This is a genomic window from Variovorax sp. RO1 (assembly GCF_002849325.1).
GTDB lineage: Bacteria > Pseudomonadota > Gammaproteobacteria > Burkholderiales > Burkholderiaceae_C > Variovorax.
Genome location: NZ_PKMT01000008.1, coordinates 243,953 through 264,174, shown reverse-complemented (window position 1 = coordinate 264,174; position 20,222 = coordinate 243,953). Strand labels below are relative to the sequence as shown.

At 67.4% G+C, this 20,222-nt stretch carries 18 protein-coding genes; 15 read left to right on the top strand and 3 right to left on the bottom strand.

What is annotated here, in order from left to right:
* Positions 1-13 precede the first annotated feature (13 nt).
* The 4 genes from metH (at position 14) to CY658_RS29465 (ending at position 6,029) form a co-directional block, all read left to right on the top strand.
* The gene (gene metH, locus CY658_RS29480; protein WP_101493541.1) at positions 14-2,776 is read left to right on the top strand and encodes a methionine synthase; all 2,763 of its coding nucleotides are present in this window, start codon (positions 14-16) and stop codon (positions 2,774-2,776) included.
* A 99-nt stretch (positions 2,777-2,875) separates the two neighbouring features.
* On the top strand, positions 2,876-4,648 hold the full coding sequence (locus CY658_RS29475; RefSeq protein WP_257885018.1) for an ArnT family glycosyltransferase: 1,773 nt from the start codon (positions 2,876-2,878) through the stop codon (positions 4,646-4,648).
* Complete coding sequence (locus CY658_RS29470; RefSeq protein WP_101493539.1) at positions 4,645-5,619, top strand: glycosyltransferase family 2 protein; 975 nt, start codon at positions 4,645-4,647, stop codon at positions 5,617-5,619. Before CY658_RS29475 ends, CY658_RS29470 begins: the two co-directional genes overlap by 4 nt.
* Complete coding sequence (locus CY658_RS29465; RefSeq protein WP_101493538.1) at positions 5,616-6,029, top strand: GtrA family protein; 414 nt, start codon at positions 5,616-5,618, stop codon at positions 6,027-6,029. The genes CY658_RS29470 and CY658_RS29465 overlap by 4 nt, the downstream gene beginning before the upstream one ends.
* Before the next feature lie 28 nt (positions 6,030-6,057).
* On the opposite strand, the gene CY658_RS29460 is transcribed toward CY658_RS29465, so the two are convergent.
* From CY658_RS29460 to CY658_RS29450, 3 genes are read right to left on the bottom strand one after another with little or no spacing between them, the layout of a single operon-like run.
* A complete protein-coding gene (locus CY658_RS29460; protein WP_101493537.1) occupies positions 6,058-7,257 on the bottom strand; it encodes an amidohydrolase family protein in 1,200 nt (399 codons plus the stop codon).
* Positions 7,203-7,982 (bottom strand): TetR family transcriptional regulator, encoded by a 780-nt coding sequence (locus CY658_RS29455; RefSeq protein WP_101493536.1) that lies wholly within the window; start codon positions 7,980-7,982, stop codon positions 7,203-7,205. Before CY658_RS29455 ends, CY658_RS29460 begins: the two co-directional genes overlap by 55 nt.
* A gap of 28 nt (positions 7,983-8,010) precedes the next feature.
* Positions 8,011-8,784: a ferredoxin--NADP reductase gene (locus CY658_RS29450; protein ID WP_099794551.1), complete on the bottom strand. Its 774-nt coding sequence runs from the start codon at positions 8,782-8,784 to the stop codon at positions 8,011-8,013.
* Between the two features lie 319 nt (positions 8,785-9,103).
* Here CY658_RS29450 and CY658_RS29445 point away from each other — a divergent pair, with 319 nt between their 5' ends.
* From CY658_RS29445 to CY658_RS29395, 11 genes are all read left to right on the top strand, one after another.
* A complete protein-coding gene (locus tag CY658_RS29445) occupies positions 9,104-10,723 on the top strand; it encodes a 6-hydroxynicotinate reductase (RefSeq protein WP_101493535.1) in 1,620 nt (539 codons plus the stop codon).
* 3 nt (positions 10,724-10,726) lie between these two features.
* Positions 10,727-11,629, top strand: a complete 903-nt coding sequence (locus CY658_RS29440) for a UPF0280 family protein (protein ID WP_101493534.1) — start codon at positions 10,727-10,729, stop codon at positions 11,627-11,629.
* 21 nt (positions 11,630-11,650) lie between these two features.
* Positions 11,651-12,292 (top strand): amino acid synthesis family protein, encoded by a 642-nt coding sequence (locus CY658_RS29435; RefSeq protein WP_101493533.1) that lies wholly within the window; start codon positions 11,651-11,653, stop codon positions 12,290-12,292.
* A 39-nt stretch (positions 12,293-12,331) separates the two neighbouring features.
* Complete coding sequence (locus CY658_RS29430) at positions 12,332-12,916, top strand: amino acid synthesis family protein (protein WP_101493532.1); 585 nt, start codon at positions 12,332-12,334, stop codon at positions 12,914-12,916.
* 59 nt (positions 12,917-12,975) lie between these two features.
* Positions 12,976-14,181, top strand: a complete 1,206-nt coding sequence (locus tag CY658_RS29425; protein ID WP_099794556.1) for an ABC transporter substrate-binding protein — start codon at positions 12,976-12,978, stop codon at positions 14,179-14,181.
* A gap of 80 nt (positions 14,182-14,261) precedes the next feature.
* Positions 14,262-16,190 (top strand): ABC transporter permease, encoded by a 1,929-nt coding sequence (locus CY658_RS29420; protein WP_101493531.1) that lies wholly within the window; start codon positions 14,262-14,264, stop codon positions 16,188-16,190.
* On the top strand, positions 16,187-16,978 hold the full coding sequence (locus CY658_RS29415; RefSeq protein WP_101493530.1) for an ABC transporter ATP-binding protein: 792 nt from the start codon (positions 16,187-16,189) through the stop codon (positions 16,976-16,978). The genes CY658_RS29420 and CY658_RS29415 overlap by 4 nt, the downstream gene beginning before the upstream one ends.
* On the top strand, positions 16,975-17,709 hold the full coding sequence (locus CY658_RS29410) for an ABC transporter ATP-binding protein (RefSeq protein ID WP_070063547.1): 735 nt from the start codon (positions 16,975-16,977) through the stop codon (positions 17,707-17,709). The genes CY658_RS29415 and CY658_RS29410 overlap by 4 nt, the downstream gene beginning before the upstream one ends.
* 43 nt (positions 17,710-17,752) lie before the next feature.
* Positions 17,753-18,481 carry a bifunctional nicotinamidase/pyrazinamidase gene (pncA, locus tag CY658_RS29405; RefSeq protein WP_101493529.1) on the top strand — a complete coding sequence of 243 codons (729 nt, stop codon included), beginning with the start codon at positions 17,753-17,755 and terminating at the stop codon, positions 18,479-18,481.
* A 63-nt stretch (positions 18,482-18,544) separates the two neighbouring features.
* Entirely contained in the window at positions 18,545-19,705 is a 1,161-nt protein-coding gene (locus tag CY658_RS29400) for an ABC transporter substrate-binding protein (RefSeq protein ID WP_180839073.1), read from the top strand.
* Complete coding sequence (locus tag CY658_RS29395; protein WP_101493528.1) at positions 19,683-20,183, top strand: (2Fe-2S)-binding protein; 501 nt, start codon at positions 19,683-19,685, stop codon at positions 20,181-20,183. Before CY658_RS29400 ends, CY658_RS29395 begins: the two co-directional genes overlap by 23 nt.
* Positions 20,184-20,222: the final 39 nt, after the last annotated feature.

Genomic DNA, 20,222 nt, shown 5'->3' with positions numbered 1-20,222 from the left:
CGCAGGTGAGGCCATGTCCCAGATTCCCGCTTCCGTTTCCGCTCCCGTTGCTCCCCCTCCCATGAAGCTGTCCGGCCTCGAGCCGGTCGCCATCGGCGCAGGGACGCTGTTCGTCAACATCGGCGAGCGCACCAACGTCACCGGCTCCAAGGCCTTCGCGCGGATGATCCTCAACGGCCAGTTCGAAGAGGCCCTGGCCGTCGCGCGCCAGCAGGTCGAGAACGGCGCCCAGGTCATCGACATCAACATGGACGAGGCCATGCTCGACAGCAAGGTCGCCATGGTCCGCTTCCTGAACCTCATTGCCAGCGAGCCCGACATCGCGCGTGTGCCGGTGATGGTCGACAGCTCGAAGTGGGAGGTCATCGAGGCCGGCCTGCGCTGCATCCAGGGCAAGGGCATCGTCAACTCCATCTCCATGAAGGAGGGCGTCGACAAGTTCAAGCACGAGGCCAAGCTGGTCAAGCGCTACGGCGCCGCCGCGGTGGTCATGGCGTTCGACGAGAAGGGCCAGGCCGACACCTACGCACGCAAGATCGAGATCTGCGAGCGCGCCTACCGCGTGCTGGTCGACGAGGTGGGTTTTCCGCCCGAAGACATCATCTTCGACCCGAACATCTTCGCCATTGCCACCGGCATCGAGGAGCACGACAACTACGCCGTCGACTTCATCAACGCCGTGCGCTGGATCAAAGAGAACCTGCCGGGCGCCAAGGTGTCGGGCGGCGTGAGCAATGTGAGCTTCAGCTTCCGCGGCAACGACCCGATGCGCGAAGCCATCCACACCGTGTTCCTGTACCACGCGATCCAGGCGGGCATGGACATGGGCATCGTCAACGCCGGCATGGTCGGCGTGTACGACGACCTGGAGCCCACGCTGCGCGAGCGCGTCGAAGACGTGGTGCTCAACCGCCGCCCCGACGCGGGCGAGCGCCTGGTCGAAGTGGCCGAGACCGCCAAGAGCGGCGCCAAGGACGAAAGCAAGCGCCTCGAATGGCGCGGCACGCCCGAGCACCCGGTGCACGTCAACCAGCGGCTGTCGCATGCGATGGTGCATGGCATCACCGACTTCATCGTCGAAGACACCGAAGAGGCGTACCAGCAGATCCTGGCCAAGGGCGGGCGCCCGCTGCACGTGATCGAAGGCCCGCTCATGGACGGCATGAACATCGTGGGCGACCTGTTCGGCGCCGGCAAGATGTTCCTGCCGCAGGTGGTCAAGTCGGCACGCGTGATGAAGTCGGCCGTGGCCCACCTCTTGCCCTACATCGAGGAAGAAAAGCTGCGCGACGAGGCTGCGGGCCGCGACGTGCGCACCAAGGGCAAGATCATCATCGCCACCGTGAAGGGCGACGTGCACGACATCGGCAAGAACATCGTCACCGTCGTGCTCCAGTGCAACAACTTCGAAGTGGTGAACATGGGCGTGATGGTCCCGTGCCACGAAATCCTGGCGCGCGCCAAGGTCGAGGGCGCGGACATCGTGGGCCTGTCGGGCCTCATCACGCCCAGCCTCGAAGAGATGCAGTACGTGGCCGGCGAAATGCAGCGCGACGACCATTTCCGCATCAAGAAGATCCCGCTCATGATCGGCGGCGCCACCACCAGCCGCGTGCACACCGCCGTGAAAATTGCGCCGCACTACGAGGGCCCCGTGGTCTACGTGCCCGACGCCTCGCGCAGCGTGAGCGTGGCGCAGAGCCTGCTCTCCGACCAGGCCACCGCGTACATCGACGAGATCAACGCCGACTACGCCAAGGTGCGCACGCAGCACGCCAACAAGAAGCAGGTGCCGATGTGGCCGCTGGCCAAGGCACGTGCCAACAAGACGCCGGTCGACTTCGCGCAGTTCGTGCCCACGGTGCCCAAGTTCATCGGCCGTCGCGTGTTCAAGAACTTCGACCTCACCGAGCTCGCCAAGTACATCGACTGGGGCCCGTTCTTCCAGACCTGGGACCTGGCCGGCCCGTTCCCCGCCATCCTGAAAGATGAAGTTGTCGGCACCGAGGCCGTGCGCGTGTACGCCGACGGCCAGCGCATGCTCAAGCGCCTCATCGAAGGGCGCTGGCTCAGCGCCAGCGGCGTGGTCGGCTTCTGGCCCGCCAACACCGTGAACGACGACGACATCGAGCTGTACACCGACGAGACGCGCAGCGAGGTTGCGCTCACCTGGTACGGCATGCGCCAGCAGACCGAGAAGCAGATGATCGACGGCGTGATGCGTCCCAGCCGCTGCCTGGCCGACTTCGTTGCGCCGAAGGACAGCGGTGTGAAGGACTACGTCGGCGTGTTCGCCGTCACGGCCGGCCTGGGCGTCGAGAAGAAAGAGAAGTTCTTCATGGACGACCTCGACGACTACTCGGCCATCATGCTCAAGGCGCTGGCCGACCGGCTGGCCGAGGCCTTTGCCGAGGCGCTGCACCACCGCGTGCGCACCGACCTGTGGGGCTACGCGAGCAACGAAGGCCTGAGCAACGACGACATGATTGCCGAGAAGTACCGCGGCATCCGTCCCGCGCCCGGCTACCCGGCCTGCCCCGACCACAGCGTGAAGGGCCCGATGTTCGACCTTCTGAACTGCGCGGACATTGGCATGACCCTGACGGAGAGCCTCGCTATGATGCCCGCCGCCAGCGTGAGCGGCTTCTACCTCGGTCACCCCGATGCGACGTACTTCAACGTCGGCAAGATCGGGCACGACCAGTTGCAGGACCAGGCGGCGCGGCGCCACACGAGCGAAGCGGAGCTCGAGCGCCTGCTCGCGCCGAACCTTTGAACCTGCCGGTCGGCCGGCCCACCGGTGTGACCGGCCACGGGAGTTGATATTCAGAAGCTGATCTTTGCCGCCGCGCACTACGCCCAGTTCGCGATCTTCGTGATCGCCTGCTGGGGTGCCGGCCGCGCGGTGCTTGCGCGCCTGCGTCCCCCGTCGCGCCGCGACGCCTGGCTCGAAGCCGCCATGGCGGCGGCACTCGGCGTTGGCCTGTACATCTGTGCCTTCCAGGCGCTGGCCATCTTCGGACTGTTCCGCCGCGAGGCCACGCTCGGCCTGGTCGGCGCGGGCGTCGTGGCCGCCGCGTGGCAATGGCGCGGCTGGCGTGCCGACATCCGCGCACTGCGCGCGGCCGCGCCCGTCACCCCACCTTGGAGCCGCTTCGAGCGCATCGCCGCCCTCGCGCTGGCGCTGGTCGCGCTGCCGGCGCTGGTGGCGCCGCTCGCGCCGCCGGCCGCCTTCGACGAGCTCATGTACCACCTGCCCTACGCACGGCTGGTGGCGCAGCAGGGCACGCTGGGCATCCACGACTGGCTGCGCTACCCCTGGTTCCCGTACAACTACAACCTGCTGTACGCCGCCGCACTGCAGGTGGGCGATGACGTGCTGCCGCACTTTCTCAACGCGCTGGCGGGTGCGCTGTCGGTGCTGATGATCTTCCGCATCGGCATCCTGCACGCCAACCGGCTCACCGCCTGCATCGGCGCGGCCATCTGGCTGGGCATGGGCGACTACGCCAATGCGCTGATCGACATGGGCGTGGCGCTGTTCGTGCTGACCGCCTTCGTGGCGCTGTGGTGGTGGCGCGAATCCGAACCCCTGCGCGACGGCACGCGCTGGCTCTCGCTGGCGGCGTTCTGCCTCGGCGTGGCGGCGGGCTCCAAGTACCAGGCGCTGATCTTCCTGCCGCTGGTGGCGCTGTTCGTGGTGCGCCACGAGCGCCGCGTGTGGCGGGCGTGGGCGCCGGCGCTGCTGTGCTTCCTGATTCCGTGCATCTACTGGTACGCGCGCAACGCGGTCATGACGGGCGACCCCTTCAACCCGATCGGCGCGCGCGTGTTCGGCTTCAGCGAATGGATTCCGGCCGACTACGTGCAGCAGGTGGCCGACGTGCGCGACCACGCCGAAATGCCCAACGCGCTGATCTGGTCGGTGTTCCTCGCGCCCTTCAGCGTGTGGTGGAAGCGCTCCGCCGCCGTGCGCGCGGCGGGCTGGTTCTGCCTGTACTCGGTGGCCGTGTGGGTCGTGACCTCGCGCTACCCGCGCTACCTCATGGCCTCGTTCCCGCTGCTGGCACTGACCGCCGCCGTGGGCTGGCAGGCGCTGGGCAGCGGGATCGCGGCGGGCGTGCGCCGCCTGCGCGGAACCCCGGCGACCGCCGCACCCACACTCACCGGCTCGCGCAGCGGCGCCGGCATCGGCGACTGGGTCGTGGTGCTGCTGCTGGCCGTGCTGGCCGCCGTGTCGGTCGGCCAGACGGCGACCAAGGTGTCGATGATCTCGCTCACGCCCGAGAGCCGCGAGGCCTTCCTGCGCAAGCACGTGCCGGGCTACGGCGTGATGGATTACGTGCGCCGCCACGTGACCGGCCGCGTGTATCAGATCGCGCTGAACGAGGCGATCTACTACGGCCCCAACCCGATCTGGGGCGACACGCTCGGGCGCTGGCGCTACCGCGACTACCTGCTGCTGTCGCCCGGCGACACCGCGCGCAAGCTGGCCGCCGAAGGCTTCACCACCGTCGTCATGTCGCCCGAGATGGTGAAAGTGCTCAGTGCGCGGCCCGACTTCGACAAATACTATGGCCTGCTGCACGAACAAGACGGCAGCCGGGCCTACCGACTCCTTCCGGCGACCGCCCTGACCGCACCATGACCGACCTCCGACCCGCTCCCGTGTCCGCCATGCCGCGCATTGCCGCCGTCATCCCCTGCTTCAACGAAGCCCTGGCCATCACCCAGGTGATCGAAGGCTTCCGCGCGGCGCTGCCCGGCGTCGAGGTCCACGTCTTCGACAACAACTCCACCGACAACACCGCCGCCGTGGCCCGCGCGGCCGGCGCGATCGTCACGCACGTCACCGCGCGCGGCAAGGGCAACGTGGTGCGGCGCATGTTCGCCGACGTCGAGGCCGACATCTACGTGATGGTCGACGGCGACGCCACCTACGACACCACCGCCGCGCCGCGCCTCATCGCGCGGCTGGTCGAAGGCAACCTCGACATGGTGGTCGGCAGCCGCGTCGACGACGGCCAGGACGCGCTCACCTACCGCGCCGGCCACCGCTTCGGCAACTGGCTGCTCACGGGCACCGTGGCGCAGCTCTTCGGCGGCGGCCTCACCGACATGCTCTCGGGCTACCGCGTGTTCTCACGCCGCTATGCCAAGTCGTTCCCGGCGCTGTCGCAGGGCTTCGAGATCGAGACCGAGTTGACCGTGCACGCACTCGAACTGCGCATGCCCTACGCCGAGGAAGGCACCGCCTACAGCACGCGCCCCGAGGGCTCGCACAGCAAGCTCTCCACCTACCGCGACGGCTGGCGCATCCTGAAGACCATCGGCAAGCTGTTCGTGAGCGAGCGGCCGCTGCAGTTCTTCTCGATCGTTGCCGCCGTGCTCGCGATCGGTGCGCTCGCGCTGGCCGTGCCGCTGTTCATGACCTACGCCCACACCGGCCTGGTGCCGCGGCTGCCCACGGCGGTGCTCGCCACCGGCGCAATGCTGGCGGCGCTGCTGTCCTTTGTCTGCGGCGTGGTGATGCACACCGTCACGCTCGGCCGGCAGGAGGCCAAGCGGCTGCGCTATTTGGCGCAGCCCTGCGTGCGCGAGAGCCTGCGCAGCCGATGAAGATCGGGCGCGAGTTCCTGTCGTTCGCCGTGGCCGGCGTGATCGGCTTCGTGGTGGACGTGACGGTGCTTTACCTGCTGGCACCGCTGCTGGGGTGGTACGGCGCACGCGTCGTGTCGTTCCTGGCCGCCGCCACCACCACCTGGCTCTACAACCGCCACTACACCTTCGCCGCGAGCGCGGCCGGTGCCGCCACAGGGCGCTCGGTCTGGCGCGAATATCTGGGCTACCTCACGACCATGCTGGCTGGCGCGGTGCTGAACTACAGCGCCTACGTGCTCACGCTGCACTGGGTCGAAGGCCGCTGGGCCGCCGCGCTCGGCGTGGCGCTGGGCAGCATCGCGGGCCTGGGTGCCAACTTTCTGTCGGCGCGCTACCTGGTCTTCCGCTCGCACCGCAACGACGGCTGACGCCGCCGCCGGGCGCGTTCACAGACGCTCAGTGCCCGCCCGACACCACCACCGGAATCTCCGTCGCAGGCGGCGTGTTGCGGCTGCGGCCGCAGCGCACGAGGCCGTCGATCATCACCATGCCCACGCCCGGGATGTCGCCCAGCTGCACGCTCTCGAGCAAGCCCGGCGCAGGCGAGTGCTGCGCGCGGTCCATGAAGACGAAGTCGGCATCGCGGCCCACTTCGATCAGGCCGCAATTCAGCTTGCGGATCTTCGCCGTGTTGCCCGTCGCAAAGCAGAACACCAGCTCGGCCGGGATGTTCGCGATCGACGACAGCATCGCCACCATGCGCAGGATGCCCAGCGGCTGCACGCCCGAGCCCGCGGGCCCGTCGGTGCCGAGGATCACGCGGTGCGGGCACTTCAGTTCGAGCGCCGCCTTGGCCGCCGCGATGGCGACCTTTTCGTTGCCGTTGTGGACGATCTCGATGGCGCGCGTGCTCTTCTCGCACAGCTCGCACACATGCGCCTCGGGCAGCGAGGTGTGGCCGCCGTTGATGTGGCCGATGATGTCGGCGTCGGCCTCCAGCACCACGTCCTTGTCGATCAGGCCCGAGCCCGGGATCGACGGGCCGCCCGTGTGGATCGTGCTCTGGATGCCGTACTTGCGCGCCCACGCCACCATTTCCTTGGCCTCGTAGCCGGCCTTCACCGAGCCCAGGCCCACTTCGCCCAGGAGGCCCACGCCGGCTTCGGCGAGTTCCTTGAAGTCGCTCTCGACCATGCCCTTTTCGATGACGGGCGCGCCGGCCAGCACCTTCACGCCGCCGGGGCGGAAGTTGTCGAAGGCGCGCTGCGCGGTGATGGCCAATGCCTTCAGGCCGACGATGTCTTTCGGGCGGCCGGGCAGGTGCACTTCACCCGCCGAAATCATGGTCGTCACGCCGCCGTGCATGGTGGAGTCGATCCAGCCGATCTGGCCCTGGCGCGGCGTCCAGTCGCCGAACACCGGGTGCACGTGGCTGTCGATCAGGCCGGGCGCCACGCAGGTCTTGCGCGCGTCGATGACGGTCTGCGCGCCTTCGAGGTCGCAGTCTTTTTCCTTGCCGATCGCGACGATCAGGCCGTCGTTCACCACCAGGGTGTCGGCGTCGAGGATGGGCTTGTCGATGTCGCCCGAGAGCAGCAGCCCTATGTTCTTGATGACGACCTTGCCCGACTTTGCGCCGGCTGCGATTTCTGCCATTTCGTGGTGTCCTCGTGGGGTGGGGTGGTGTTGTCTTGTTCCTGGATGTCGTCCGCGCGCACGGTGCGCAGCAGGGTCTCGATCACGAAATCTTCCCAGTGCCGGATCGCCTCGGGCGACTCCATCGGCTCGCCGAGGAAGGCGGTGAGCGTGTGCCGGTTCGAGGTGTAGAAATAGCCGGTGGACGCAATCAGCAGGTAGATGTCGCGCGCCACGAGGTCGATGCGGAACAGGCCCTGGGCGCCACCGCTGGCCAGGATTTCCGCAATGATGGCCACCGCCCGCGACGAGTACTCGCGCGCCCGCAGCGACTTCGAGATGTGCCGGCCCTTGTGCAGGTTCTCGGTGTTCAGCAGCGTGACGAATTCGGGGTTCTTGCGGTAGTAGCCGAGCACGAAGCGGATGACTTCGGTGAGCGCTTCCACAGGCCGCGAGGCGTCGAGTGCAATGGCAGCCTCGGCGTCGTCCATGCGCTGGTAGATGCCTTCGAGCACCGCGATGAACAGGCCCTCTTTGCTGCCGAAGTAGTAATAGATCATCCGGTCGTACGACTTGGCGGCCTTGGAGATCTTCTCCACGCTGCCGCCGTCGTAGCCGTACTTGGCGAACACCTTGGTCGCCGCCTTGAGGATGCTGTCGCGCGTGGCCTGGGCCGCGGCCTCGCGCACGCCGGTGCGGCGCTGGGGCTTGGGCTTGGGCTTGCTGACGGAGCGGGAGTCGGCCATCGTGCGCGCAGCGCCTCTTTGTCTTGTCTTACTTCTCGGCGAAGGCGCGTTCGACCACGAAGTCGCCCGGCGTCGAGGTGTTGCCTTCCTTGAAGCCGCGCTTTTCCAGGATGTGCTTCAGGTCGACCAGCAGGCCGGGGCTGCCGCACAGCATCACGCGGTCTTCCTCGACGTTGAGCGGGGGCAGGCCGAGGTCGTCGGTGAGCTTGTTGCTCTCGATCAGGTCGGTGACGCGGCCCTGGTTGCGGAACTCCTCGCGCGTGACCGTCGGGTAGTACAGCAGCTGCTTCTCGATCATCTCGCCCAGGATCTCGTGCTTGGGCAGGTGGTCGGTCACGAGGTCGTGGTATGCCAGCTCGTCGACCTGGCGCACGCCGTGCACCAGGATGACTTTTTCGAACTTCTCGTACGTCTCGGGGTCGCGGATGATGCTCATGAACGGCGCCAGGCCGGTGCCCGTGCCGAACAGGTACAGGCGCTTGGCCGGCAGCGTGTAGTCGATGAGCAGCGTGCCCGTGGGCTTGCGGCCCACGATGATGGTGTCGCCCACCTGGATGTGCTGCAGCTTCGAGGTGAGCGGGCCTTCTTCGACCTTGATGCTCAGGAACTCGAGATGCTCCTCGTAGTTGGGGCTCACGATGCTGTACGCGCGCAGCAGGGGCTTGTTGTTGACCTTCAGGCCGATCATCGTGAAATGACCGTTCGAGAAGCGCAGCGACGGGTCGCGCGTGGTGGTGAAGGTGAACAGGCGGTCGGTCCAGTGGTGGACGCTCAGGACGCGTTCTTCGCTGAATGCACTCATACAGAACTCAAGTGTTGGTTGAAGACAGGAAAGGGTGGCTGAGCCGAAATGCACGCCTTTGGGGCGTCCGCCATCGGCCGGCTAGCAACCCTCCATTGTCGTTGGTCGGAAAAACCCCGATGAACACCGCGAGAAAACACCATTGCAAGCATCGGGCCTGTTTGCTACATTGACCTTTGATGTAGTGAACGCAACATGAAAGTGTAGGGGATGCTACACAAACGACAGCCGGCGCACAAGCACTTGCACGGCACGTTTGTTGCAAACCTCCGGGGCCTGAAGACCCGCTCCGACAGCACCACACCACGAGATCGCCCCGATGACTGAACACACCAAGACAGACGGACTGCCCGGCATGGACATGCCGCAGATCGCCGAGGCCGGCAGCACCGCCTTCGGCAAGGCGCCGCCGCGCAACGAGAAGATGAGCACCGCCAAGGTCGAGTGCAACGCCTGCCCGGTGCTGTGCCAGATCTCCGACGGCCGCACCGGTGCCTGCGACCGCTACGCCAACCGCCAGGGCGTGCTGGTGCGTGTCGACCCGGTGGTGCTGCTGCGCCGCACGCTCGCCAGCGAGCAGCCGGCGCTGGTGCCCTTCGATCGCCCGGGTGCCGAAGTGGCCGACGCCGACGCCACGCCCGACTGGAACGGCGACCTGCTGCACGCCGACGAGGTCTTCGTCACCGGCGTGGGCTCGTCCACCACCTACCCCGACTACAAGCCCGCGCCCTTCATCGTGGCCTCCAAAGCCCAGGGCGTCGACATGGTCACCGTCGTCACCGAAGGCATCTTCAGCTACTGCAGCTTCAAGGTGAAGATCGACACCGACCGCTTCCTGGGCGCCGAGCAGGCCAACGTGCGCTACAAGGGCGAGGTCGTGGGCCACGTCACCACGGCCGAGTACGGCTCGCAGATGCTGTCGCTGGGCGGCGTGCACCACCTCACGGGCGGCAGCAAGAAGGAAGGCCGCATGACGGCCGAGCTGATGCAGCTGCTGGGCAACAAGCAGGCGGTGGAATGCACCATCGACGGTGGCGCCAGCCTCGTCATTCAGGCCGGCAAGGCGCCCATCGTCAACGGCGTCGAAGAACAGCGCATGCGCGTGGGCTGTGGCTCGGCGGCCGTGGGCATCTTCGCGCGCCAGTTCGCCGGCGTGGCCGACGAGGTGGTGGTGGTCGACGACCACATCACCGGCGTGCTCACCGAGCACCAGGCCGGCCGCTGCCTCGACATGACGCCCTCGGGCATCCAGATGCTGGGGCGCAAGTCCACACCGGGGCGCTACTTCCAGGTCGCGAACCCGGGCAACGGCTGGGGCGGCACTGACATCGCCGACCCGCTTTCGATCATCGAAGGTTGGGAAGAGGGCGTGGCCCGCCCCGGTCTGCGCCTGCTCATGACCTCGACCACTGGCGAGCACGCGCAGTGGTACGTGCTCGATGACGCACTCAAGCCCATCGAACAGCAGATGCCACCCGAGGTGCGCCGCATCGTCGATCGCATCGGCGAGAACTGCGAACCTTCGCTGTGCACCGTGCTGTTCCTCGGCGGCGCCGGCGGCAGCCTGCGTGCGGGCGTCACCGAAAACCCCGTGCTGCTCACGCGCGCCATCAAGCGCGCGCTGGTCAACGTGACGTGCGGCGGCGCGCCGGCCTACGTGTGGCCCGGCGGCGGCATCACCGTGATGGCCGACGTCATGCGCATGCCCGACCACAGTTTCGGCACCGTGCCCACGCCGGCCATCGTTGCGCCCATCGAGTTCAGCATGCGGCGCGCCGACTACGAAGCACTCGGTGGCCACGTCGAACACATCTTCCCGCTCGAACAGGCGCTCGCACGCGGTGCGTGGCAGGAAGACGGCGCACCGCTGGCGCGCCAATGGCTCGTCATCGACGATGCCAATCCGTGGCCCTTGGGTCACGCCCCGATGCTGGGCTGATTCATGTCCGCCCAACGTACAGCGCTCGACGCGAGCCGCTGGCATTTCAATCACGGCCCGATCGACATCGTGGCCGAAGCACACGGCGACCCGTACGCCGTCGCGGCCGCGCACGACGCAGCGTGGGCGCGCTTCGGCCATGTGCTCGACGAACTCGTGCGCGAACTGCCGCAACTGCGCCTGCCTGTGACTGAACGCCAGCGTCCGCGCGGCGTCGTCGCGCGGCGCATGTGGGACGCCTGCGATGCTTTTTCGCCGCTGTTCCTCACGCCCATGGCGGCCGTGGCCGGCAGCGTGGCGCAGGAGCTCATCGCCTTCTACGACCGGCCCGGCATCGAGCGCGCGTGGATCAACAACGGCGGCGACATCGCGCTGCACCTTGCGCCCGGCCACTCCGCGCGCGTGGGCGTGTTCGCCGACCTCGCGCGCTTCGACTGGCGTGACAGCCGCGTGCTCACCACCGACGGCCAGTTCGAGCTGCACGCTGACCTGCCGGTGCGCGGCGTTGCCACCAGCGGCTGGCGCGGGCGCAGTTTCTCGCTGGGCATCGCCGACAGCGTGACGGTGTTGGCCGCCACCGCGGCGCAGGCCGATGCCGCCGCCACCGTGATCGCCAACGCCGTCGATGTGGTCGACGCGCTCATTCAGCGCAAGCCCGCGAGCGAATGCAAGGACGACAGCGACCTCGGCGACACCCTCGTCACCGTCGACGTGCCGACGCTGGCGCCCGCGCAGGTGCACCATGCACTCGATGCGGGCGCGGCGTGCGCCCACGCGCTGCAGAAAAGGGGGCTCGTGTGGGCCGTTCTGCTCGTTTGCCAGGGGCAGTGGCGGCTGGTGGAACCCTTATGCTCGAAGTCGCTGGACGTCGCGCTGTCCGATGCAGTTGGTTCAGTATTTGCTTAACGAAAAGCAAGGTTCTTTTTCATGATCGAAATCCGTCGCGTCTTCACCCATGTCGAGCACATCCACCACGAGTTCGGCCCGCGTGCCGACACCCCGCTGGTGCGCGGTGCCATCGGCGCGGTGCTGACCAATCCTTTCGCGGGCCGCTACGAGCCCGACATCCTGCCGATGATGGCGCTGCTCGACCCCGTGGGCGTCGACATGGCGCACCAGCTGCATGCCGCCATGGACGTGCCGCTCGAGCAGATCGCCACCTACGGCAAGGGCGCCATCGTCGGTGCCGACGGCGAGCTGGAGCACGGCGCGCTGTGGCACGTGCCCGGCGGCTACGCGATGCGCGAGCTGCTCGGCTGGAAGGGCAGCCGCGCCGCCTACACCGCGGGCAAGGCCGAAGAAAAAACCGGCCAGCCCGGCAACGCGCTGTCGATCGTGCCCTCGACCAAGAAGGTCGGCCCGCCCGGCGCCGCGCTCGACGTGCCGCTCACCAACATCAACGCCAGCTACGTGCGCGGCCAGTTCGACGCCATCGAGGTGCGCGTGCCCGGTGCGCCCCTGGCCGACGAGATCGTCTTCATCCTCGCGATGAGCACCGGCTACCGCGTGCATGCGCGCGTCGGCGGCCTGCTCGCGAAGGACATCAGCAAGTGGGACGGCCTGCGCTGAGCCCGCAAGACAAGAGACAAGACAAGGAACACACAGAACATGACCGCCAACATCCGCAAGCTCGTCATCCAGGTCGATGAAACCCGCAAGGAAATGGGGCAAGACGTGACGCCGCCCACGCGCCGCGCCGTCGCCATCGCCGTCATCGAGAACCCCTACGCCGGCCGCTACAGCGAGAACCTCGACGAGCTCATCGCCATCGGTGAAGAGCTCGGTGCGCTGCTCGGCCAGAAGGCCGTGAAGGCGCTGGGCATCGAGCCCGGCCAGGTGCAGAGCTACGGAAAGGCCGCCATCGTCGGCGAGCGCGGCGAGCTGGAGCATGCCGCCGCCATCCTGCATCCCAAGCTGGGCGCGCCGCTGCGCGTCGCGGTCGAGAAGGGCGCCGCGCTCGTGCCCTCGGCCAAGAAGCAGGGCACGCTGGGCACCGCCATCGACGTGCCACTCGGCCATAAAGACGCCGCCTTCGTGCGCAGCCACTTCGACGCCATCGAGGCCCGCGTGGCCGACGCGCCGCGCGCCAACGAAATCGTCGTCGCCGTGGCCGTCACCGACAGCGGCCGTCCACTGCCGCGCGTCGGCGGCCTGCAAGCCAGCGAAATCAAGGGCGAAGACGGTCTTCGTTGACCTGTCATTGCATCGTCACCCGCATCGTGTTTTCTGTTCGAACTTCTAGGAGCTTCCCGATGAATCCATTGCGCCATGTCTTCTGCGCCGCTTCCGTCGTCACGCTGGCTTCGGCCCTGGTCCCCGCGCATGCGCAGGGCGTGATCAAGATCGGCGAAATCAACAGCTACAAGGCGCAGCCCGCCTTCCTCGAGCCCTACAAGAAGGGCATGGAACTCGCGGTCGACGAGATCAACGCCAAGGGCGGCGTCAACGGCAAGAAGCTCGAGCTCATCAGCCGCGACGACAACGCCAACCCCGGCGATGCCGTGCGCGTGGCCGAAGAACTCATCTCGCGCGAGAAGGTCGACGTGCTGGCCGGCGCCTTCCTGTCTAACACCGGCCTGGCGCTCACCGACTTCGCCAAGCAGAAAAAATTCTTCTACCTCGCCGCCGAGCCGCTCACCGACAAGATCGTCTGGAGCAACGGCAACAAGTACACCTACCGCCTGCGCCCCTCGACCTACATGCAGGTCGCGATGCTGGTGCCCGAGGCCGCCAAGCTCAAGAAGAAGCGCTGGGCCATCGTGTACCCCAACTACGAGTACGGCCAGTCGTCCGTCGCCACCTTCAAGACCTTGCTGAAGGCCGTGCAGCCCGACGTCGAGTTCGTCGCCGAGCAGGCCCCGCCGCTGGGCAAGGTCGATGCGGGCAGCGTGGCGCAGGCCCTGGCCGACGCCAAGCCCGACGCCATCTTCAACGTGCTGTTCGGCGCCGACCTCTCCAAGTTCGTGCGCGAAGGCAACACGCGCGGCCTCTTCAAGGACCGTGAAGTCGTGAGCGTGCTGACCGGCGAGCCCGAGTACCTCGACCCGCTGAAGGACGAGGCCCCCAACGGCTGGATCGTCACCGGCTACCCCTGGTACGGCATCAAGACCGCCGAGCACAAGGCCTTCAACGACGCCTACCAGGCCAAGTTCAAGGACTACCCGCGCCTGGGTTCGGTGGTGGGCTACAGCGCCATCTACTCGATCGCGGCCGGCGTGAAGAAGGCCGGCAGCACCGACACCGAGAAGCTCGTCGCGGCCTTCAAGGGCCTGCAGGTCGACACGCCCTTCGGCAAGATCAGCTACCGCGCGCAGGACAACCAGTCCACCATGGGCGCGTACGTCGGCAAGACCAAGAACGACGGCGGCAAGGGCGTGATGGTCGACTACGTGTACCTCGACGGCGCCAAGTTCCAGCCGACGGACGACGAAGTGAAGAAGATGCGCCCCGCGGACTGATTGCGCGCGGCTCCTGCAACGCGCCTGCCGTCGGTCGATGACGGCGGGGTGCGGTGTCTCCAGTTTCCTCAGGGTCTTTCATGAGCTTTTCAGGCTTCGTTGTTCAGTTGCTCAACGGGTTGGCCGGCGCGTCTTCGCTATTTTTGGTGGCGGCCGGCTTGTCGTTGATCTTCGGCGTGACGCGCATCGTCAATTTCGCCCATGGGTCGTTCTTCATGGTGGGCATCTACACCGCGTACACGCTCGTCGAGAAGCTCGGCCCGAGCGTGGGCTTCTGGCCTGCGCTCTTGATCGCCGCGCTCGCGGTGGGCGTGCTGGGTGCGCTCATCGAAGTGTTGCTGCTGCGCCGCATCTACAAGGCGCCCGAGCTGTTCCAGCTGCTGGCCACCTTCGCGCTGGTGCTGGTCATCAAGGACGCGGTGCTGTGGCTCTGGGGCCCTGACGAACTGCTCGGCCCGCGTGCGCCGGGCCTCAAGGGCTCGGTCGAAATCCTCGGCCGCCAGTTTCCTTCCTACGACCTGTTCCTGATCGTCGTCGGCCCGCTGGTGCTCGGCCTCGTCTGGCTGCTGCTCACGCGCACACGCTTCGGCACGCTGGTGCGCGCCGCCACGCAAGACCGCGAGATGGTCAGCGCACTCGGCGTCAACCAGGCCTGGCTGTTCACCGCCGTGTTCGCGCTCGGCGCACTGCTTGCGGGTCTGGGCGGTGCGCTGCAACTGCCGCGCGAACCCGCCACGCTGGAGATGGACCTGAACACCATCGGCGCCGCCTTCGTCGTCGTCGTGGTCGGCGGCATGGGCTCGCTGCCCGGCGCCTACGTGGCCGCGCTGCTCATCGCCGAGATCAAGGCCGTGTGCATCTGGCTGGGCGTGGTGCAGATCTTCGGCATCGACGTGTCGTTCTCCAAGCTCACGCTGATGGTCGACTTCCTCGTGATGGCGATCGTGCTGGTGTGGCGTCCGTGGGGCCTGTTCGGCCGGCCGCAGGCGCCGAGCCGCTATGTCGGCATGCAGGAAGAGCCGCTGCGCCGCCCGAGCACCGCCTACATCGTGGCCGCCGCCGGGCTCGCGCTGGTGCTTGCCGCGCTGCCGCTGCTGACGGCCGGTTCGCCCTACACCACGGTGCTGATGATCGACCTGCTGATCGCCGCACTGTTCGCCACCAGCCTGCACTTCATCATGGGGCCGGCCGGCATGCACTCCTTCGGCCACGCCGCGTACTTCGGCCTCGGGGCCTACGGCGCGGCGCTGCTGGTGCGCACGCTGCACCTGCCGATGGAGCTGGCCCTCGTGGTTGCGCCGCTGGTGGCCGCGCTCGGCGCCTTTGTCTACGGCTGGTTCGCGGTGCGCCTGTCGGGCGTGTACCTCGCGATGCTCACGCTGGCCTTTGCGCAGATCACCTGGGCCATCACCTACCAGTGGGACAGCTTCACGGGCGGCAGCAACGGCCTCACCGGCGTGTGGCCCTCAGAGTGGCTGTCGAACAAGCAGGTGTACTACTGGCTCACGCTGGTGCTCGTGGGCGCGGGCGTGTGGTGGCTGCGCCGTGTGCTGTTCTCGCCCTTCGGCTATGCGCTGCGCGCGGGCCGCGACTCGGTGCTGCGCGCCGACGCCATCGGCATCGACGTCAAGCGCATGCAGTGGGCGGCCTTCGTCATCGCGGGCACCGTGGCCGGCCTGGCCGGTGCGCTCTATGCGTTCTCGAAGGGCAGCATCTCGCCTGAGAGCCTGTCGGTCGGCAAGTCGGTCGACGGCCTCGTGATGGTGCTGCTGGGCGGCATCCAGACCCTGGCGGGGCCGGTGGTCGGCGCCGTCACCTTCACCTGGCTGCACGACACCGTGGCACGCAACACCGACTACTGGCGCGCGATGCTCGGCGCCATCATCCTGATCCTGGTGCTGCTGTTCCCGCAGGGCATCGCGGGGTCGATCAAGCAACTTGTCGATCGCTGGCGCACACCGAAGCATGAAACAGACGCAGATGCGAAGCTCAAGGAGGTGAAAGCATGAGCCTCCTCAAAGTAGAAAACCTGGGCAAGTCTTTCGGCGGCGTGAAGGCCGTGGACGGCATCAGCTTCGAACTGCCCGCGGGCGAACTGCTCGCGCTCATCGGCCCCAACGGCGCCGGCAAGTCGACCACCTTCAACATGGTGAACGGCCAACTCAAGGCCGACCAGGGCTCGATCACGCTCGACGGCCACGAGCTCGTGGGCCGCAAGCCGCGCGAAATCTGGCGCAAGGGCGTGGGCCGCACCTTCCAGATCGCCGAGACCTTCGCCTCGCTCACCGTCGTCGAGAACGTGCAGATGGCGCTGCTCTCGCACGACCACAAGCTGTTCTCGATGTGGCGCCGCGCGGCCGACCACAAGCGCGACGAAGCGCTGGCATTGCTCGACCAGGTCGGCATGAAGGCGCAGGCCGACCGGCCCTGCAGCGTGCTGGCGTACGGCGACGTGAAGCGCGTCGAGCTCGCCATCGCCATGGCCAACTCGCCCAAGCTGCTGCTCATGGACGAGCCCACCGCCGGCATGGCGCCCCAGGAGCGCAACTCGCTCATGGCGCTCACCAAGGACCTCGTCATTCAACGCGGCATGGCCGTACTGTTCACCGAGCACAGCATGGACGTGGTGTTCGCGTACGCCGACCGCATGATCGTGCTGGCACGCGGGCGCCTCATCGCGCAGGGCAAGCCGCTCGAGATCCGCGACCACCCGAAGGTGCAGGAGGTGTACTTCGGCAGCGGCAAGACCTTCGAGAAGATCGCCGAAAAGGCCGCTGCATTGGGAGTTGCCGCATGAGCACGCATGAACCGTTGTTGGAAGCCAAGGCCTTGTGCGCCTGGTATGGCGCCGCGCAGATCCTTTACGACGTCGACCTCGAAGTGCGGCGCGGCGAAGTCGTCGCGCTCATGGGCCGCAACGGCGCGGGCAAGTCGACCACGCTCAAGACGCTCATCGGCATGCTGAGCAAGCGCCGCGGCGCGGTGCGCTTCCTGGGCCACGACATTTCGAAAAGCGAGCCGCACCACGCGGCGCGCCTGGGCCTGGGCTTCGTGCCCGAAGACCGGCGCGTGTTCACCGACCTCACGGTGATGGAGAACCTCGAGGTCGGCAAGCAGCCCGCGCGCCAGTGGGCCGATGGCACCGCGGCGCCGCTGTGGACGCCCGAGCGCCTGTTCCAGCTGTTTCCCAATCTCGGCGAAATGCCGAACCGCCCGGGTGGCCGCATGAGCGGCGGCGAGCAGCAGATGCTCACCGTCGCGCGCACGCTGATGGGCAACCCGTATCTCGTGCTGCTCGACGAACCTTCCGAGGGCGTGGCCCCCGTCATCGTCGAGCAGATGGCCAACATGATCCTCGAGCTCAAGGCGCAGGGCGTGAGCATCCTGCTGTCGGAGCAGAACATGCACTTCGCCGAGCTGGTCTCCGACCGCGCCTACGTGCTCGAGAAGGGGCAGATCCGCTACCACGCGACGATGGCCGAGTTGGCGGCCAACGAAGAAGTGCGCAGGGCCTACCTCAGCGTCTGACCGTTTCCTTTCTTCCTTCCCTCAACCCACCGGAGTCCACACCATGCATCGCAGAACCGTCTTGAAGTCCGCCGCTGCCCTTGGGCTCGTCGGCAGCCTCGGCAGTTTCGGTTTCTCGTCCGCTTTCGCGGCCGGCAAGATCAAGCCCGGCGGCAAGGCCGCGCTGATCGTGGTCGATGTGCAGAACTGCTTCCTCGACGGCGGCACGCTCGCGGTGAAGGGTGGCAACGAGGTGATCCCGGTCATCAATGCGCTGGCGCCCGCGTTCCAGAACATCGTCGTCACGCAAGATTGGCACACGGCCGGCCACGCCTCTTTCGCGAGCACCTATTCGGGCAAGAAGCCTTTCGAGACCACGAAGCTCAACTACGGCACGCAGGTGCTGTGGCCCGACCACTGCGTGCAGGGCACCGACGACGCCGCGCTCGGCAAGGAGCTGAAGGTGCCGACCGCGCAGCTCATCATCCGCAAGGGCTTCCACAAGGACATGGACAGCTACTCCGCCTTCGAGGAGGCCGACCACAAGACGGCCACCGGCCTGGCCGGCTACCTCAAGGCGCGCGGCATCAAGACCGTGTTCGTCACCGGCCTGGCCACCGACTTCTGCGTGGCCTGGACCGCGATGGACGCGCGCAAGGCCGGCTTCGAGGCCTACGTGATCGAAGACGCCACGCGCGGCATCGACCTCAACGGGTCGCTCGCCGCGGCCTGGAAGCAGATGACGGCCAAGGGCGTGAAGCGCATCCAGTCGGGTGACATCCAGGCCGGCTGACGACCAAGTCCGCGGGCCACCGCGGCAACCACAACAACGACAACAACGAAGAGACAGACACGCATGAAGCTTTCGATTTCAAGGCGCACGCTGGTGGCGGGCGGCGCGGCCCTGGCGCTGGGCCCCGGCCTGCTGCGGCCGGCGCGCGCGGACAACGGCGTGACCGACACGACGATCCGCATCGGCCAGTCGGCCGTGTTCAGCGGGCCGGCGAAAGACTTCGGCGTCGATTACCGCGCGGGCATCCAGCTGTACTTCGACCGCGTCAACAAATCGGGCGGCGTGCACGGCCGCAAGATCGAACTCGTCACCTACGACGACGCCTACGAGCCCGCGAAGACGGCCGTCAACACGGCCAAGCTGATCGATGAGGACAAGGTCTTCGCGCTCACCGGCTATGTCGCCACGGGCAACCTCGCGGCGGCGATGCCGCTGGCGGAGAAGGCCGGTGTGCCGATGTTCGCGCCGCTGGTGGGCACCACGTCGTTCCGCACCAAGACCAACCGCTACCTCTTTCACGTGCGCGCGGGCTACGACCTGGAGCTGCGCAAGATCATCAGCCACCTCTCGACGCTGGGCATCCAGTCGATCGCGGTGGTCTACCAGGACAGCGCCTTCGGCAAGTCGAACCTCGCCACCTGCGAGCAGCTGGCCGCCGAATACAAGGTGAAGGTGGTGCAGACGTTGCCCATGGCCATCGCCGCCGAAGACGCGAAGCAGGTGGTCGGCGGGCTCGCCGAAGGGCGCCCCGGCGCCGTCGTGATGATCATGGCCGGGCGCATGACCGAGGTCTTCATCCGCGACTACCGCGCGAGTGGCGCGGCGGCGCCGCTGTACACGCTGTCGGTCGGCATCACCGACGCGGCGGGTTCGGCCAAGCGGCTCGACGGCAAGCTCGCCGGGCTGGTCACGGCCAGCATCGTGCCACCGCCCGGTGCGCTGCGCGTGCCCATCGTGGCCGACTACCAGCGCGACCGCGCCGAGTTCGGCCAGAAGATCGACAGCTACACCGCGCTCGAGGGCTACATCGTCGCGCGCGTGATGACCGAGGGCCTGCGCCGCGCGGGCAAGGCGCTCACGCGCGACAGCTTCATCGCCGGGCTCGAGAGCCTCGGCAGCACGCGCTTCGGCGACTTCCCCGTCGACTACAGCGCGAAGAACCACAACGGCTCGACCTTCGTGGACCTGGAGATGTACACCCGTGACGGCCAGTTGCGGCGCTGAGCCGCTGCACCTGCAGGTCAACGGCCAGGCGCACACGCTCGCCGGCGTGCCGCGCGAAGCTTCGCTGCTGCACCTGCTGCGCAACGACCTCGGGCTCAACGGGCCGAAGTACGGCTGCGGGCTCGGGCAGTGCGGCGCGTGCACGGTGCATGTCGATGGCGTGGTGGCGCGGTCCTGCGTGATTCCCGCGCATGGCGTGGCGGGGCGCCACATCACGACGCTCGAAGGCCTGGGCATGCGCGGGCGCTGGCATCCGGTGCAGGCGGCTTTTGAAGAGGCGCAGGCTGCGCAGTGCGGCTACTGCCTGAACGGCATGGTGATGCAGGCGGCGGCGCTGCTCACGCGTGATCCGCACGCGAGCGAGGCACGCATCCGCAGCGAGCTGTCGGGCAACCTGTGCCGCTGCGGCACGCACATCGAGATTCTTGACGCCGTGCAGCGGGCGGCGGTGCGCATGCGCGTGGAGACGAAGCCGTGAGCGGTGCGTATGCGTTCCTCTCCCTGCGTTGTTCCCTCT

What these genes read in the sequence shown, in the direction of transcription:
- metH (WP_101493541.1), top strand. Translation starts at nt 14, where the DNA reads ATGTCCCAGATTCCCGCTTCCGTTTCCGCTCCCGTTGCTCCCCCTCCC.
- CY658_RS29470 (WP_101493539.1), top strand. Translation starts at nt 4,645, where the DNA reads ATGACCGACCTCCGACCCGCTCCCGTGTCCGCCATGCCGCGCATTGCC.
- CY658_RS29465 (WP_101493538.1), top strand. Translation starts at nt 5,616, where the DNA reads ATGAAGATCGGGCGCGAGTTCCTGTCGTTCGCCGTGGCCGGCGTGATC.
- CY658_RS29460 (WP_101493537.1), bottom strand. Translation starts at nt 7,257, where the DNA reads ATGGCAGAAATCGCAGCCGGCGCAAAGTCGGGCAAGGTCGTCATCAAG.
- CY658_RS29455 (WP_101493536.1), bottom strand. Translation starts at nt 7,982, where the DNA reads ATGGCCGACTCCCGCTCCGTCAGCAAGCCCAAGCCCAAGCCCCAGCGC.
- CY658_RS29450 (WP_099794551.1), bottom strand. Translation starts at nt 8,784, where the DNA reads ATGAGTGCATTCAGCGAAGAACGCGTCCTGAGCGTCCACCACTGGACC.
- CY658_RS29445 (WP_101493535.1), top strand. Translation starts at nt 9,104, where the DNA reads ATGACTGAACACACCAAGACAGACGGACTGCCCGGCATGGACATGCCG.
- CY658_RS29440 (WP_101493534.1), top strand. Translation starts at nt 10,727, where the DNA reads ATGTCCGCCCAACGTACAGCGCTCGACGCGAGCCGCTGGCATTTCAAT.
- CY658_RS29435 (WP_101493533.1), top strand. Translation starts at nt 11,651, where the DNA reads ATGATCGAAATCCGTCGCGTCTTCACCCATGTCGAGCACATCCACCAC.
- CY658_RS29430 (WP_101493532.1), top strand. Translation starts at nt 12,332, where the DNA reads ATGACCGCCAACATCCGCAAGCTCGTCATCCAGGTCGATGAAACCCGC.
- CY658_RS29425 (WP_099794556.1), top strand. Translation starts at nt 12,976, where the DNA reads ATGAATCCATTGCGCCATGTCTTCTGCGCCGCTTCCGTCGTCACGCTG.
- CY658_RS29420 (WP_101493531.1), top strand. Translation starts at nt 14,262, where the DNA reads ATGAGCTTTTCAGGCTTCGTTGTTCAGTTGCTCAACGGGTTGGCCGGC.
- CY658_RS29415 (WP_101493530.1), top strand. Translation starts at nt 16,187, where the DNA reads ATGAGCCTCCTCAAAGTAGAAAACCTGGGCAAGTCTTTCGGCGGCGTG.
- CY658_RS29410 (WP_070063547.1), top strand. Translation starts at nt 16,975, where the DNA reads ATGAGCACGCATGAACCGTTGTTGGAAGCCAAGGCCTTGTGCGCCTGG.
- pncA (WP_101493529.1), top strand. Translation starts at nt 17,753, where the DNA reads ATGCATCGCAGAACCGTCTTGAAGTCCGCCGCTGCCCTTGGGCTCGTC.
- CY658_RS29400 (WP_180839073.1), top strand. Translation starts at nt 18,545, where the DNA reads ATGAAGCTTTCGATTTCAAGGCGCACGCTGGTGGCGGGCGGCGCGGCC.